We start from the raw sequence: 14656 nt of genomic DNA on the forward strand, positions 1-14656 counted from the left end.
CCCCGCCCCCGCCCCCTCCCACCGCCGTCCGATCCAGCCCCGCCGGCGATTGAGGCGCGGGGTGCGGGGCGGAGCCCCGGTTCGGGGGCGGCAGGGGCGGGGCGGCGTCAGGCGACTCGGGCGGCGAATTCGCGGACCGCCGCCTCCTCCCGGTACGGCTCCAGGCGGGTCCTGAAGTCCACCAGGTACTCCGCCCCCCGGTTCGAGCGGAGTCCCTCCAGCAGTTCCGCCGCCTGCGTGGCCGTCTGGCAGGCCTGTTCCACCTCCCGCTGCTGCACCTGCGCCGCCGCCAGCAGCAGCAGGCCGATGGCCCGGCGGCGGGCCTTGCCCGCCGGGAGGCCCCGCAGGGCCTCCTGCGCCTGGCGGGCCGCCGCGTCCCCCTGCCCCAGGTCCCGGTGGCAGTGGGCCAGCTCGTCCGCGAGGTACGCCTCGTCGAAGTGGCGGATCCACACCGGGTCGTCGCCCGACTCCGGTTCCGCCCGCTCCAGCGCGCTCAGCGCCCGCGCGGACAGCACGCCCGTCGCCCGGCCGTCGCCCAGCAGCGCGTGCCCGCGGGCCTCGGCGGCGTAGTACATGGCCTCGACCCGCGGGGTGACCTGCCCGCGGGTCCCCTCCTGGGCGGCCCGCGCCAACTGCGCGATCTCCCGCGGGTTGCCGAGTTCGGCGGCGAGGTGGCTCATGGACGCCGCCAGTACGTAGCCCCCGTAGGCCCGGTCGCCCGCCGCCTGGGCCAGCCGCAGCGCCTGGATGTAGTAGCGCTGCGCCAGGCCCGGCTGGCCCGTGTCGACCGCCATGTAGCCCGCCAGTTCCGTCAGCCGGGCCACCGCCGCGAACAGGGCCCGCCCGACGGGTTCCCGGTAGGAGCCGCCGATCAGGCCGGACACCACCGAGTTGAGGTAGTGCACGACCACCGGCCGTACGTGGCCGCTGCCGAAGCGGTGGTCGAGGTCCTTGAGGGCTTCGGTGGTCGCCCGTACCGCCTCGACGTCCGACATGCCGACCCGCGAACCGCCGCTGCGCGCCACCTGGGTGTCGGCGCCGGTGATCAGCCAGTCGCGGCTCGGCTCGACGAGCGCCGACGCGGCCACGCTGGAGCCCACGAGGAAGTCTCGGCGGCCGACGTCGCTGCGCCACAGCTCGCAGACCTGCTCGATCGCGCCGATCACGGTCGGGGAGAACTGCAGGCCGATGCCGGAGGCGAGGTTCTTGCCGTTGGCCATGCCGATCTCGTCGATGGTGACGGTCCGGCCGAGTTTGCGTCCGAGCGCCTCGGCGATGATCCCGGGTGCCCGGCCGCGCGGCTGCTGGCCGCGCAGCCAGCGCGCCACGGAGGTCTTGTCGTAGCGGAGATCGAGGCCGTGTTCGGCCCCGCACATGTTCACGCGCCGGGCGAGCCCGGCGTTGGAGCACCCGGCTTCCTGGATGAGCGCCTGCAGCCGTTCGTTCGGCTGGCGGGCGACGAGAGGCCTGGCTGCCATGAAAACCCCCTGCTGACCGCGGGTGATCCGTTGGAATGATCACTTCCCGCCTGATGTGCGGAGAATCTTCCGCTCTGCGTCGTGTCGCTACCCAGCAACAGCGCCCCGGCCTCCTACGCGCCCCCACGCATGCATCAGTGCGCCCCGTATGCAGGATCGATGCTCCGCCCGCGGGCTGGTTTACGCCCGTAACCCCGGGTGAGCCGGGCAGTTGTGATGGGCGTGGAAGAGACCATGGGAGTCACGGAGACCGCACCCATCCCCAAGCAGCGCGGCGAGCAGCTGCTGGACCATGCCGTGCGGTACGCGGAAGAACGGCACTGGGATGTCTTCGCCGGCACCTGGTTGGAGCCCGGGGACGGCCGGGAGCTGTGCTCCTGCGGGGCCGCGGACTGCCCGGCGCCCGGCGCGCACCCGGCGGTGAAGGACTGGGCGGCGCACGCCACCGGCAGCGCGGTGCAGGTGCGCCGGGTCTGGGGGAAGAACCCGCAGGCGTCGATCCTGCTGCCGACGGGCCGGAGCTTCGACGCGCTGGACGTGCCGGACTCGGCCGGCTTCCTGGCGCTGGCCCGGCTGGAGCGGATGCAGCGCACCCTCGGGCCGGTCACGCTGACGCCCGACCACCGGATGCTGTTCTTCGTGCTGCCGGGCGCCGGCGTCAAGGTCGCGGACCTCGTGCGCAAGCTGGGCTGGACGCCGTCCGCGATCGACCTGACCGCCCGCGGCGAGGGCGAGTACGTGGCCGCGCCGCCCACCCGCTTCGGCGGACGGGGCGCGGTGCAGTGGGCGCGCCGGCCCACCCCCGCGAACCGGTGGCTCCCGGACACGGAGGAGCTGATCGACGCGCTGGCGTACGCGTGCGGCAGCGAGGCGGCGGCGGAACGCAAGAGGCGCCAGGGGTGAACCGCGCTCCCCTGCGATGACGATGCGTCCGGAAACTCATGACATAAGTAACTGATGAGACCTCTCCCCCTCCTCCTATCGTGAAGAAGGAACGACCAAGGGGGACGCGATGAGAGGCAGGCGCATGCCGGACCAGGGCGATGCGACGGGTGGGACGTACGGGACGGACGGTGCGCGAACCGCGCCGTCCGCCGTGCGTGTGGAAGGTCTGTGGAAGCGGTTCGGCGAGCAGGTGGCCGTCGCCGGCATCGACCTGGAGCTGCCCGCCGGCAAGTTCATCGGCCTGGTGGGGCCGAACGGCGCGGGCAAGACGACAACGCTGTCGATGGTGACCGGACTGCTGCGCCCCGACATGGGGCGGGTCGTCGTCGCCGGGCACGACGTGTGGGCCGACCCGACCGAGGTGAAGGCGCGGATCGGCGTACTGCCCGAGGGACTGCGGCTCTTCGAGCGGCTGTCGGGGCGCGAACTGCTCGGCTACATGGGCCGTCTGCGCGGTCTGCCGGGTGAGGAGACCGACAAGCGGGCGACGCAGCTGCTGGACGTCCTCGACCTCGCCGGTTCGCAGCACAAGCTGATCGTCGACTACTCGACCGGCATGCGGAAGAAGATCGGCCTGGCGGCGGCGCTGCTGCACAACCCCGAAGTGCTGTTCCTGGACGAGCCGTTCGAGGGCGTCGACCCGGTGTCGGCGCAGACCATCCGCGGGGTGCTGGAACGTTACACCGCGTCCGGTGCCACGGTCGTCTTCTCCTCCCACGTGATGGAGCTCGTCGAGTCGCTGTGCGACTGGGTGGCCGTGATGGCCGCCGGCCGGATCCGCGCCGCGGGCCCGCTGGCCGACGTACGGGGCTCCGCGCCCTCCCTGCAGGCCGCCTTCCTCGAACTGGTCGGCGCGCACGGGCGGGACGCGTCCGGGGACTCGCTGGACTGGCTCGGCGGCAACTCCGGGACGGTCACGCGATGAGCGCGCCCGCCGCCTCCGCCGGGGCCTCCGGTACTTCGGGTGCGCCTTCGGGTGCGCCCTCGGGGGTGTCCGGCGCGGCCGGGACCGCCGCCCGGCCGGCCGCCTCCGTGGCGCTGCTCGCACTGACTCCGATCTTCGTCCGCATCAAGCTGGCGCTGCTGCGCAACGGCCTGAAGGGCTCCTCGAAGCGCAAGGCCGCCTACTTCTCGTCGCTGGCCTTCGCGCTGGTGGTCGGCTTCTTCATGACGCTCGGCCTGGGCCTGCTGCGCGGCAACGCGCACGCGGGCACCGTGGTGGTCCTGCTGGCCGGGATCCTGGCGCTCGGCTGGGCCTTCATGCCGCTGTTCTTCCCCACCGGGGACGAGACGCTGGACCCGAGCCGGCTGGTGATGCTGCCGCTGCGGCCGCGTCCCCTCGTGGCGGCCCTGCTCGCGTCCTCGCTCGTCGGCATCGGACCGCTGTTCACGCTGTGCCTGGCGGTCGGCTCGGTGATAGCCGTCGCGCGCGGCGCCGCCGGCGCGGTGGCCGCGGTGGTGGCCCTACCGCTGCTGCTGCTCGGCTGCGTGATCATCGCGCGGGCCGTGGCGACGGCCAACGTGCGGCTGCTGACCAGCCGCAAGGGGCGCGACCTGGCGGTCCTCAGCGGCCTGGTCATCGCGGTGGGCGCGCAGCTCGCCAACTTCGCCAGCCAGAGCCTCTTCCAGGCGGGCGGCCTGTCGGCGCTGGAGCCCGTCGAGGCGGTGGTGCGGTGGCTGCCGCCGGCGACCGCCGTCGGCATGGTGGACTCCGTGAGCGAGGGCTCGTACGGCCTGGCGGCGGCCCAACTGGTGCTGACCCTGGCCGCGCTGGCCGGCCTGCTGTGGTCCTGGGAGCGCAGCCTGACCCGGCTGATGGTCACCCCGGACGGCTCGACGATCTCGGCCTCCGGGCCCGTCAAGGACCGCGGTGGCGCCGGCGGCTTCTGGTCGTTGCTGCCCGCCGGCCGGACGGGCGCCTCCATGCAGCGCGCCCTGCGCTACGTGGTGCGGGACCCGAAGACGAAGTCGGCCTGGGTGACGGCGCTGGCGATCGGGATGATCGTGCCCGTCTTCAACGCGCTGCAGGGAACGGGGTCGGTGTACCTCGGCAGCTTCGGCGCGGGCATGCTCGGCGTGCAGATGTACAACCAGTTCGGGCAGGACACCTCGGCGTTCTGGATGGTCGCGCAGACCATCTCCGGCACCCGCGACGCGTACGTGGAGCTGCGTGCCCGTGCTTTCGCGCTGGCCCTGGTCACCCTCCCGTACACGGTCCTCGTCACGGTGGTCACCGCCGCGCTGCTGGACGACTGGCAGGGCTTCCCCGCGGCCGTGGGCGTGGCCCTCGCCCTGCTGGGCTCGATGCTGTGCACGGGGGCCGTGGCCTCGGCCCGCTTCCCCTACTCCATCCCGACGGAGGGCGCGTTCAAGAACGTCGCCCCGGGGCAGGCGGGGCTCGCGTGGGGCGGGATCCTCGGCGGGATGCTGGCGTCGGCGCTGGTGTGCGGGCCGGTGATCGCCCTGGCGGTGTGGCTGAACATGGCCGAACACCGGGACGTGTCCTGGATCGTGCTCCCGGTCGGCGTGGCCTGGGGCTGGCTGGCGGCGTGGGCGGGCCTGCGGCTCGCGGCGCCGACGGTGGCGCGCAAGCTGCCGGAGATCCTGTCGGCGGTGAGCAAGGGCTGACGTCGCCGGCCGCACCGGAAACGGGCCGGTCTCCGCTCCCCTCGTGGGGGCGGAGACCGGCCCGTTCGCGTGGGGTGGTCGCGCGGCGCCAGGCGGATCGGCCGGTGTCAGCGGGCGGCGAGCAGGATGAGGGCGGCGGCGGAGCCGGCGAAGACGATGCCGTGGCGGAGGTTCTGCAGGTACGGCATCACCCAGCGGGGGAAGCCCCGCTCGGCGGCACGGAGCATGGACTTGACGTCGACGCGCCGGAGTTCGGCGTCGTCGGACTGGGCGAAGGCGGCGGTGACGGACGGCACGGCGGTGAGGTTGGAGTAGAGGATCACGCAGTTCACGAGGACGACCAGCGGCTGGATGATCCAGGTGAGCGTGTCCGCGGCGGAGTTGCCGGCGAGCGCGAGGACGGCGGGCACGACCAGGGCGGTGGCGATCGCGACGGGCGCCCAGGTCTCGTGGCCGCCCGCGTCGAGGCGCATCCCGTTCTCGGCCATGACCGTGGTGCGCACCCCCTGACGCCCGAGCTCGGCCTCGACGGCGGCCTGTGCGCGGCTGCCGTAGCGGCTGCGGACGAGCGGAATGCTCAGGAAGGCGAGGGCGATCAGGAGCTGCGGGGCGGCGACGGCGTTCATCGGGGTTCCTCGTTTCTCAGGTGTTTGCCTGGCGACGTGGAAACCATGGCCGTCCCCCCTGACACCCCCCGAACACTCCGCTGACATCCCGCTGACAGGCTCCCTCTGTAGGGTCGCCGGAGTGCCGATCACCGAACTCACCGCGCAGGCATGGTCGGAACGACCCGCTGTTCCCCTTCCTCGAAGCGCCCTCGACGCCGGCGGACGTGGAACGGTTCCGACGGCGCGTGACCGCGGTGCCGCAGGGCTCCGTTCCCTCGCTACTGGTCCTGCTCGGCCTTCCCGGCCTGGACGCGGCGAGGGCTTCGTGGTTCGAGCAGGATCGACCTGAGAGGGAACGCCGGGCACGCGTGGTCATGTCACGCTTCCCGGAGGCCACCCGCTTCTACTCCAATGCGGGGTGGAAGGGTGAGCATCCGGACTTCTGCGCGTACACCGCGGTTCCGGAAAGGGCCGGGGTCAGGGGGCGGGGGCCGGGATGTCGTCCAGGAAGGGTTCCAGGACGGCGCGCCAGGCTGCCGGCTGGTCGTAGTGGAGGTAGTGGCCGGCGTCGGGGATCTCCGCGTAGCGGCCGGCCGGGAGGACGCGGACCATCTCCTGGGCCTCGGCGCGGCCCAGTTCGCCGTCCAGGCCGCGGACCACCAGGGTCGGGCAGCGGACCTGGGCCAGCTCCTCCCAGTGGGCGTCGTGGACCCAGGTCTCGCGGGCCGTCAGCATCTGGCGGCGGGAGAAGAGCGGGCGCCAGCCGTCCGCGGACTCGTGCATGACCTCGGCGAAGAAGGCGCCGCGGCCGGGGTCGGGGCGCTCCACGCGGGGGTCGTCCTCGCCGAACCAGCGGCGGGCCGCGTCCTGGGTGGGGAAGGGGAGGGGCCAGAGGTGGAACCAGTCCTCCCATTCGCGCTGGGAGGCCGCGCCGAGGGCCGAGGCGCGCATGTCGCAGATGACGAGGGCCTCGACCAGGTCCGGGCGGCGGGCGGCGAGCTGCCAGGCGGTGAGGGCGCCCATGGAGTGGCCGATCAGGGTGACGGGGGCGAGGCCGAGCTGTTCGACGGCGGCTTCCGCGTCGGCCACGAAGGCCTCGCGGCCCAGGGTGGTGTGCGGGGCGGCACCGGCGGGCGGGCGGTCGCTGTGGCCGTGGCCGCGCTGGTCCAGGGCGACGACGCGGCGGCGTTCGCCGAGCCAGTGGGCGGTGCCGGCCCAGTGGGAGGCGCGGCCCATCAGGCCGTGCAGTAACAGCACGCCGGGGCGGGGGTCGGCTTCGGGGACCGGTTCTCGGAACTGCCAGGCGGCCAGCCGGACACCTTCGGCCCCTGTCACATCGATGCGCTGTACCACCGCAGATGCACCCCCTTCGCTCCCCGCCAGACTATCGAACCCCCATTCGAAAACGGGGTTCTCGCCCACAACACCGCTCTTTCGAGTGACCTTGCTCAAGGATTGGCCGCCGCTGCCGATGGAGATCCTTTCAACAGGGAGGCGGGCCGCTCGGGGAAGACGGTCCGTGGGGACGACCTTGAGAGCTCGGGGCTCCAGGTCACACAGGGGAGGACCGGTCCCGGCGCCGCAAGGCGCCGGGACCGCCCACACCAAGGCCGATCCGTACGAGTGGGGACCCTACGGACGCGGACCCCAGGGTCAGCGCTTCGCCACGAACACGTGCGAGGCGATCTCGGCCTCCAGCTCGGCGGCCTCGCCACCGCTGCCGACCAGCACACCCCCCGGGGACTCGGTCACGCTCACCACCGAGCCGGGCTGCACGCCCGCCCGCCGCAGCGTGTACATCAGCTGGGCGTCCGTCTGGATCGGCTCCCCGATCCGCCGCACGACCACCGTCTTGCCCTCGGGGCCCGGGTCGAGTTCGGACAGGCTGATCATGCCGTCCTCCAGGAAGGGCTCGGCCTCCGCCTTCTCGCCCAGCTCCTCCAGCCCCGGAATCGGGTTCCCGTACGGCGACTCGGTCGGGTGGCGCAGCAGCTCCAGCACCCGCCGCTCCACCGCCTCGCTCATCACGTGCTCCCACCGGCAGGCCTCGGCGTGCACCTGCTCCCACTCCAGCCCGATGACGTCGACGAGCAGGCACTCGGCGAGCCGGTGCTTGCGCATCACGCGCGTCGCCAGCCGCCGGCCCTCGTCCGTCAGCTCCAGGTGCCGGTCCGTGGCCACGGCCACCAGACCGTCCCGTTCCATGCGCGCCACCGTCTGGCTCACCGTCGGCCCGCTCTGGTCCAGCCTCTCGGCGATCCGGGCGCGCATGGGGACCACGCCTTCCTCTTCCAGCTCGAGGATGGTGCGGAGATACATCTCCGTGGTATCGATCAGTCCGGACATTCGTGCCCCTCGGATTGCGTGCGCTGGCCCTGTCCCCAATTCTGACGCATCGGGCGGACAACCGTCCCGTGCCGTGGGTCAAGACCCGTCCCGGACGTCCCCCGGCCCTTCGCACACGGGATTGACGGCCGTATTGACACGCCCTTGGTCCAGACCGCACGGTGAGCGGCGGACACGGACGCACCCCACCTCTGGAAGGGCCTTCGGCGTATGAGCGAGAGCAAGCTGGCCGGTCAGTTCTTCGACGCCGCCATCGGCCTGCTGGAGCGGGCCCGGGACGAGGAGGCCCCGCGCATCGCCGAGGCCGGCACCCTCATCGCCGACGCCGTCGCCGCCGGCAACCGCCTCTTCGCCTTCGGCGCCGGCCACTCCTCACTGCCCGCCCAGGACGTCGTCTACCGGGCCGGCGGCCTGGCCCTGATGAACTTCCTCGCCGTCCCCGGCACCGCCGGCGTCGACGTCATGCCCGCCACCCTGGGCAGCGCCCTCGAACGCGTCGACGGCCTCGCCGGCGCCGTCCTCGACAGCAGCCCCGCCTCCGACGGCGACGTCCTCGTGATCATCTCCCTCTCCGGGCGCAACGCACTGCCCGTCGAGATGGCCATGAACGCCCGTGCCATCGGTCTCAAGGTCATCGGCGTCACCTCGGTCGCGTACGCCACCGGCACCCGCTCACGGCACGTCTCCGGCACCTTCCTCAAGGACCACTGCGACGTCGTCCTCGACAGCAAGATCGCGGTCGGTGACGCGGAGCTGAGCCTCGACGGCATCGACGCCCCCTTCGCCCCCGCCTCCACCGTCGTCACCAGCGCGATCATGCAGGCCGTCATGGCCACGGCCGCCGGCGAACTCGCCGCCCGCGGCCTGGAGCCCCCGCTCCTGCGCTCGGGCAACGTCGACGGCGGCCACGAATGGAACGGCCGCGTCATGCAGGAGTACGGCGACCGGATCTTCTTCCGTCACTGAGGGGCCCCGGGGCCCGCCCCGACGCCCGCCGCCAGGTCCAGGTCCGCCGCCACGCGGGCCGCGACCTCCTCCGCGTACGCGGCGTCCGCACGCTCGAACGCCACCCGCGAGGGCCCCCGCAGGAACGTCAGCGCCCCCAGGGTCCGCCCCCGGCTGCGCAGCACCGTGCACAGCACGTGCGCCGCGCCCTCGGGCCACTGCCGCACCCGCGCCCACTCCGCGTCCGCCTCACCGCGCGGGGCGCTGGTGCGCACCGAGCCGATCCGGTCCAGCGCCTGCAACGCCGGGTGCCCGGCCACGTACCGTACGGGGATCGAACCGGGCCCCGGCAGCGCGGGCGGCGACGCCGCGCACCGTACGAGCCGACGCCGCTCGGAGTCGCCCGCGGGGGCCAGTACGTCCAGCAGCGCGTGCTCGGCGAAGCCGGCGAGCGCGAAGTCCAGGCGTACGGCCGCCGCCTCCGCCGGATCCTCGCACTCGGCGGCGGCCCGCCCCGCCCGGTGCAGCTGGTGGGACCGGAACCGCGCCTGCGCGGCGTCGAGCTGCTCCTGCCGGGCCTCGGTGACGTCCTGGAGCAGCCAGCCGACGCCCAGCGGCACCGGTTCCTCCGCGAGCGGCGAGGCCAGCCGCACGAACCCGCAGCGCCAGCACCGGCGCCGCACGCCCTCCGCGGTGCGCACCGACACCCACATCTCCACGGGCGCGGGCGGCGCCCCCTCCGCGAGCACGTGCTGCAGCGCACCCTCCAGCTCCTCCACGCCCTGGGTCAGCAGCTCCCCGAGGGGCCGGCCGAGCAGGGCGGTGCGGCCGGTCCCGAAGGCCCGCGCGGCGTGCGCGTTGACCACGGCGGGCCGCAGGTCGACGTCGACGAGGACGACGCCCCAGGAGGCGTCCTCCATCAGCGCCTCGCTCAGCGCGATGGACCGCTCCAGATCGATCTGCGCGTGCACCTCGCTGAAGGCGCAGTACACCCCTGCGGGCCTGCCGTCCGCACCCGGCACCCCGGCGGACTGCGTCCGCACCAGGACGCGCCCGCCGTCCTTGGTGAGCAGCGCGAACTCGTGGACCTGGCGCCCGGGCACGTGCTGCGCGGACATCAGTCTGTCGTGCACGTCCTGCGCGTCGGCGGCCCGCACCGCCCACCCCTCGAAGCCCTTGCGCCCCACGGCCTCCCCGGCGGACCAGCCCAGGATCCGTTCGGCCTCACGGTTCCAGTGGGTGATCACGCCGTCGGAGTCGAAGGCGCACAGCGCTGCGTCCATCCCGTCCAGCAGCGCGGCGAGCAGATCGTCGGTGGTCTCGTCACGTCCGGAAGCACTCACCTGGAACCCCCAGCAGGTGTTGGCGTATGCGGCACGTCAGATCATTGAACTCGAACGTGACCCACACCACACCGCTTTCGCCGGATTGGGGACGCGAAATCCGGTCAGGCCGGTCCGGTGGGCCGTGCCGTGAGGACGATCCCCGCGATGAGGGTGAAGGCACCGAAGGCGAGCTCCGACCGTTTCCGTGGCGGCACGCTCACTCGCCGAGAACGGGAAACAAAAACGGTTGTGGCCGTCGCCGTGCCTGCCTAGGCTCTGAGGCACACGAGAAGGGAGGTGGTTCCCGCAATGTACGGAAACCGGACGCGTGAGGTGGCTGCGGGCTAGGGCCCGTCGTCAGTAGCGCACCCAGTGCGGTGCCCGGCGGATCGCCCGGCGCCAATCCCAAGCAGTCACCCGACCCGCGGGCTCGCCGGTACGTCCGGCCGGCTCCTCTCACTGCAGGAGAGGAACCCGAGCCCGCGGGTCGTCTGCTTTTCCGCTGCGGCCACTTTTGCGCCGCGGCTACGGGCAGAGCCTTTCCAGGCGCCACTTCTCGCCCTCCAGGACGTAGTGCAGCCGGTCGTGCAGCCGGTTCTCGTGGCCCTGCCAGAACTCGACCTCCTGCGGGACCACCCGCAGCCCGCCCCACTCCGGCGGGACCGGGACCTGCTCGCCCTCCGGGTAGCGCGCGGCCAGCTCGGCGTAGCGGTGGTCCAGCTCCGCGCGGGAGCCGATCACGCTCGACTGCTCGCTCGCCCAGGCGCCCAGCTGGGAGCCGTGCGGCCGGGACCGGAAGTACGCCGCCGTCTCGTCGCGGCCGATACGGGACGCCGTGCCGGTGACGATCACCTGGCGGGCGATGGGGTGCCAGGGGAAGAGCAGCGCGACGTGCGGGTTCTCCGCGAGCTCCCGGCCCTTGCGGGAGGCGTAGTTGGTGAAGAAGACGAAGCCCCTGCTGTCGAACTGCTTCAGCAGCACCGTGCGCGAGCTGGGCCGTCCGTCGTGGGTGGCCGTCGAGACGACCATGGCGTTCGGTTCGAAGAGGTGCGAGTCGGCCGCCTGCTGGAACCACCGGGTGAACTGCTCCATGGGGTCCTCGGCGAGGCTCTCCTCGTGGACGATCTCCGAGCGGTACTGCTTGCGCATCATGGCGGGGTCAATGTCCTGATCGGTCACGCCAGCCATCCTGCCGCAGGTGGACCGGCGACGGTGTGCCGTATGTCACGCTTCCGCAGTCGGGGCGCAGCCGCCAAAATCTTGGGGCCGGTCCGAAGGCCCCCGCACGGGTGACCATCGGCCGTGCCGGGCATCAACGGGGATGACCGCGCCGGACCGCGAGTCACGCCGGGAGCCGCGCGTGTTCGCACTATCTGAGGAGCCGCCTGATGTCCGACTTCGTACCCGGGCTCGAAGGGGTCGTCGCGTTCGAGACGGAGATCGCCGAACCCGACAAGGAAGGCGGATCGCTCCGCTACCGGGGTGTCGACATCGAAGACCTCGTCGGCCACGTCTCCTTCGGGAACGTGTGGGGCCTGCTGGTCGACGGTGCTTTCAACCCCGGCCTGCCGGCCGCCGAGCCGTTCCCCATCCCGGTCCACTCCGGTGACATCCGCGTCGACGTGCAGTCCGCGCTCGCGATGCTCGCCCCCGTGTGGGGTCTGAAACCGCTGCTGGACATCGACGAGCAGACCGCCCGCGACGACCTGGCGCGCGCGGCCGTGATGGCGCTGTCGTACGTCGCCCAGTCCGCCCGCGGCCAGGGCCTGCCGATGGTCCCGCAGCGCGAGATCGACAAGGCCGAGTCCGTCGTCGAGCGGTTCATGATCCGCTGGCGGGGCGAGCCGGACCCGAAGCACGTCAAGGCCGTCGACGCGTACTGGACGTCCGCCGCCGAGCACGGCATGAACGCCTCCACCTTCACCGCGCGCGTCATCGCCTCGACCGGGGCGGATGTCGCCGCGGCGCTGTCCGGCGCCGTCGGCGCCATGTCGGGCCCGCTGCACGGCGGGGCGCCGTCCCGCGTGCTCGGCATGATCGAGGAGATCGAGCGCACCGGTGACGCGGTGGCGTACGTGAAGAAGGCCCTGGACAAGGGCGAGCGCCTGATGGGCTTCGGGCACCGCGTCTACCGCGCCGAGGACCCGCGCGCCCGCGTGCTGCGCCGCACCGCCAAGGAGCTGGACGCGCCGCGCTACGAGGTGGCCGCCGCGCTGGAGAAGGCCGCCCTGGAGGAGCTGCACGCGCGTCGCCCCGACCGGGTGCTCGCCACCAACGTGGAGTTCTGGGCCGCGATCATGCTGGACTTCGCGGAGGTCCCGGCGCACATGTTCACCTCGATGTTCAGCTGCGCCCGTACCGCGGGCTGGTCGGCGCACATCCTGGAGCAGAAGCGCACCGGCCGCCTGGTGCGCCCGTCGGCCCGCTACACGGGGCCGGGCCGGCGCAACCCGCAGGAGATCGAGGGCTACGCCGACATCGCCGACACCGCCTGACCGGCTCGGCAGCCGCACCCCGCGGGGGCGCCGCGTCCCGGATTCCCTCCGGGCGCGGCGCCCCCGTCGCGTCTGCGGGCGGGCCGGCGGCTGACGGGCGGCGCCTCCGGCCGACCGGACCGGCTCAGCCGAGGGCCGTGTCGAGGATCCGGGACCACTGCGCCACGACACGGGCCCGGCGGGCGGCGTCGTCGGTCAGGACGTTCGCCAGGCCCAGGCCCCGGGCCATGTCGAGGAGGCCCTGCACGGTCTCCCGTACGCCCGGCACGGACTCGTCGGCGCCCAGCAGTTCGACGGCGATGCGGTGGGTCTCGCGGCCGACCCGGGCCTCCAGCTCGGTGACCCGGGGCCGCAACTGCTCCTCGTTGGAGGCGGCGACCCACAGCTGCAGCGCGGCCCGGAAGAGGGCGCCCGTGTACAGGTCGACCAGTGCCTCCACCACGGCCGGGCGGGCGGCCGGGCCGGCGTGGAAGAGGTCGCGCAGGGCGGTGGAGCGTTCCTCGGCGACGTACTCGACGGCGGCGGTGAACAGGTCCTCGCGGGTCGGGAAGTGGTGCTGGGCCGCTCCGCGCGAGACGCCGGCGCGTTCGGCGACGGCGGAGACGGTGGAGCCGGCCCAGCCGTGCTCCGCGAGGCAGGACACCGCCGCCTCCAGGAGGTGGCGGCGGGTGACGCGGCTGCGCGCCTGCTTGGGGCCGGTGGTGGCCGCGGCGGCCGGGCCGGTCGTGGGGCTGTCGGTCACAGGGCCCATGACGGGTCCCGGCGCTCGAAGCGGGCGGTGATGCCCTCGCGGGCCTCGGCGGAGGCGAAGTGGTGCGCGGACAGCTCGGTGAGGGCGATGCCGTCCTGTGCGAGGGCCGCGCGCACGCGGGCGGTGACCAGTCGCCTGGTCGCGGCGAGCGCCTGGGGGCCGGCCTTGCGCAGGCCCGCGAGGACGGGCGCGAGGATCTCGTCGACGTCGTCCCCGTGAAGGGTGAGCAGCCCGATCCGTGCGGCCTCGGCGGCGTCGAACGCCTCGGCCGTCAGGAAGTACCGGGCTGCGGCGCGCGGGTCCAGGCGGGGCAGGAGCGGTGCGGAGATGACGGCGGGGACCACGCCCAGGTGGGTCTCCGTGAAGGCGTACGAGGACTGCGGCCCGGCGGCGGTGATGTCGCAGACGCCGAGCAGGCCGAGGCCGCCGGCCCGGACGTGGCCGGTGACACGGGCGACGACGGGCTTGGGCAGCTCGGCGATCTCGCGGAGCAGGGCCACGAAGTCGGCCGGGTCGAAGGGGGACTTGAGGTCGGCCCCGGAGCAGAAGGTGCCGCCGGTGTGGGTGAGGACGACGGCCCGAACGGCCGGGTCGGCCCCGGCCGCGGCGAAGGCGGCGCGGAGCTCGGCGACGAGCTCCGCGGAGAGGGCGTTGCGGTTGGCCGGGGAGTCGAGGGTGAGTGTGGTGACTCCGGCCGCCGTTGTGGCGTGGACGGGTGTGGCCATGGCTCCTCCGGAGCGGTCGCTGGGTGCGCGGGGTCTTCGGGGGAGCGTATGCGCTCCCCCTGCGGGGTGCCCTGCGGGCTTGCTCGGCGGTGTACGGCCCGGGCCCGTCCCCTGCGGGCTGCCCTGCGGGCCTGCTCGGCGGTGCACGGCCCGGGCCGGTCCCCTACGGGGTGCCCTGCGGGCCTGCTCGGTGGTGTACGGCCCTGGCCCGTCGGGGTGCTTGCCGGTGCCCTGCGGGCTTGCTCGGCGGTGTACGGCCCGGGCCCGTCGGGGTGCTTGGCGGTGTGCCGGTGTGGGGTGGTGCCCCGTACGAGGGTCTCCTCGGCTCGGCGCGTGCGGGCACCTCGCGGCTGTGCCCGGTGGTCGCGCCTCGTCCTGCGGGGACCCTCCTACGTGCCCCCACCCCACCG

At 73.4% G+C, this 14656-nt stretch carries 13 protein-coding genes; 5 read left to right on the forward strand and 8 right to left on the reverse strand.

The features are described from left to right. Positions 1 to 107: 107 nt before the first annotated feature. Positions 108 to 1478: an NsdA family TPR-like regulatory protein gene (locus IG86_RS0137030; protein WP_030833907.1), complete on the reverse strand. Its 1371-nt coding sequence runs from the start codon at positions 1476 to 1478 to the stop codon at positions 108 to 110. A 222-nt stretch (positions 1479 to 1700) separates the two neighbouring features. On the opposite strand from IG86_RS0137030, the gene IG86_RS0137035 reads away from it, so the two are divergent. From IG86_RS0137035 to IG86_RS0137050, 3 genes are all read left to right on the forward strand, one after another. Further along, entirely contained in the window at positions 1701 to 2381 is a 681-nt protein-coding gene (locus IG86_RS0137035) for a bifunctional DNA primase/polymerase (RefSeq protein ID WP_037849995.1), read from the forward strand. Between the two features lie 124 nt (positions 2382 to 2505). Beyond that, on the forward strand, positions 2506 to 3348 hold the full coding sequence (locus IG86_RS0137040) for an ABC transporter ATP-binding protein (protein ID WP_030902778.1): 843 nt from the start codon (positions 2506 to 2508) through the stop codon (positions 3346 to 3348). Further along, positions 3345 to 5051 (forward strand): transporter, encoded by a 1707-nt coding sequence (locus IG86_RS0137050; protein WP_244306265.1) that lies wholly within the window; start codon positions 3345 to 3347, stop codon positions 5049 to 5051. The genes IG86_RS0137040 and IG86_RS0137050 overlap by 4 nt, the downstream gene beginning before the upstream one ends. A gap of 107 nt (positions 5052 to 5158) precedes the next feature. Here IG86_RS0137050 and IG86_RS0137055 read toward each other — a convergent pair whose 3' ends face one another. The 3 genes from IG86_RS0137055 to IG86_RS0137065 all read right to left on the reverse strand — a co-directional run bounded on the left by IG86_RS0137055 (position 5159) and on the right by IG86_RS0137065 (position 8005). After that, the gene (locus IG86_RS0137055; RefSeq protein WP_030902784.1) at positions 5159 to 5677 is read right to left on the reverse strand and encodes a hypothetical protein; all 519 of its coding nucleotides are present in this window, start codon (positions 5675 to 5677) and stop codon (positions 5159 to 5161) included. Between the two features lie 459 nt (positions 5678 to 6136). Beyond that, positions 6137 to 7012 (reverse strand): alpha/beta fold hydrolase, encoded by an 876-nt coding sequence (locus IG86_RS0137060; protein ID WP_030833920.1) that lies wholly within the window; start codon positions 7010 to 7012, stop codon positions 6137 to 6139. Positions 7013 to 7312: 300 nt separating this feature from the next. Then, positions 7313 to 8005, reverse strand: a complete 693-nt coding sequence (locus tag IG86_RS0137065) for an iron-dependent transcriptional repressor DtxR (RefSeq protein ID WP_030833923.1) — start codon at positions 8003 to 8005, stop codon at positions 7313 to 7315. A 210-nt stretch (positions 8006 to 8215) separates the two neighbouring features. On the opposite strand from IG86_RS0137065, the gene IG86_RS0137070 reads away from it, so the two are divergent. Beyond that, positions 8216 to 8971: an SIS domain-containing protein gene (locus IG86_RS0137070; protein WP_030833925.1), complete on the forward strand. Its 756-nt coding sequence runs from the start codon at positions 8216 to 8218 to the stop codon at positions 8969 to 8971. On the opposite strand, the gene IG86_RS0137075 is transcribed toward IG86_RS0137070, so the two are convergent. Then, positions 8965 to 10293 (reverse strand): PAS domain-containing protein, encoded by a 1329-nt coding sequence (locus IG86_RS0137075; protein WP_037849992.1) that lies wholly within the window; start codon positions 10291 to 10293, stop codon positions 8965 to 8967. The two genes, IG86_RS0137070 and IG86_RS0137075, sit on opposite strands and share 7 nt — an antisense overlap. A gap of 507 nt (positions 10294 to 10800) precedes the next feature. After that, positions 10801 to 11463 carry a pyridoxamine 5'-phosphate oxidase gene (gene pdxH, locus IG86_RS0137080; RefSeq protein ID WP_030833937.1) on the reverse strand — a complete coding sequence of 221 codons (663 nt, stop codon included), beginning with the start codon at positions 11461 to 11463 and terminating at the stop codon, positions 10801 to 10803. Between the two features lie 200 nt (positions 11464 to 11663). Between pdxH and IG86_RS0137085 the strand changes: the two genes are divergently transcribed. Further along, a complete protein-coding gene (locus IG86_RS0137085) occupies positions 11664 to 12770 on the forward strand; it encodes a citrate synthase 2 (protein WP_030833940.1) in 1107 nt (368 codons plus the stop codon). 124 nt (positions 12771 to 12894) lie between these two features. Here the strand turns inward: IG86_RS0137085 and IG86_RS0137090 are convergent, their stop codons facing one another. Both IG86_RS0137090 and IG86_RS0137095 read right to left on the reverse strand, forming a co-directional pair. Further along, entirely contained in the window at positions 12895 to 13521 is a 627-nt protein-coding gene (locus IG86_RS0137090; protein ID WP_030833943.1) for a TetR/AcrR family transcriptional regulator, read from the reverse strand. Next, a complete protein-coding gene (locus IG86_RS0137095) occupies positions 13509 to 14246 on the reverse strand; it encodes an enoyl-CoA hydratase family protein (RefSeq protein WP_030902790.1) in 738 nt (245 codons plus the stop codon). The genes IG86_RS0137090 and IG86_RS0137095 overlap by 13 nt, the downstream gene beginning before the upstream one ends. Positions 14247 to 14656 lie beyond the last annotated feature (410 nt).

It is taken from the genome of Streptomyces virginiae (assembly GCF_000720455.1).
Taxonomy (GTDB): domain Bacteria; phylum Actinomycetota; class Actinomycetes; order Streptomycetales; family Streptomycetaceae; genus Streptomyces; species Streptomyces virginiae.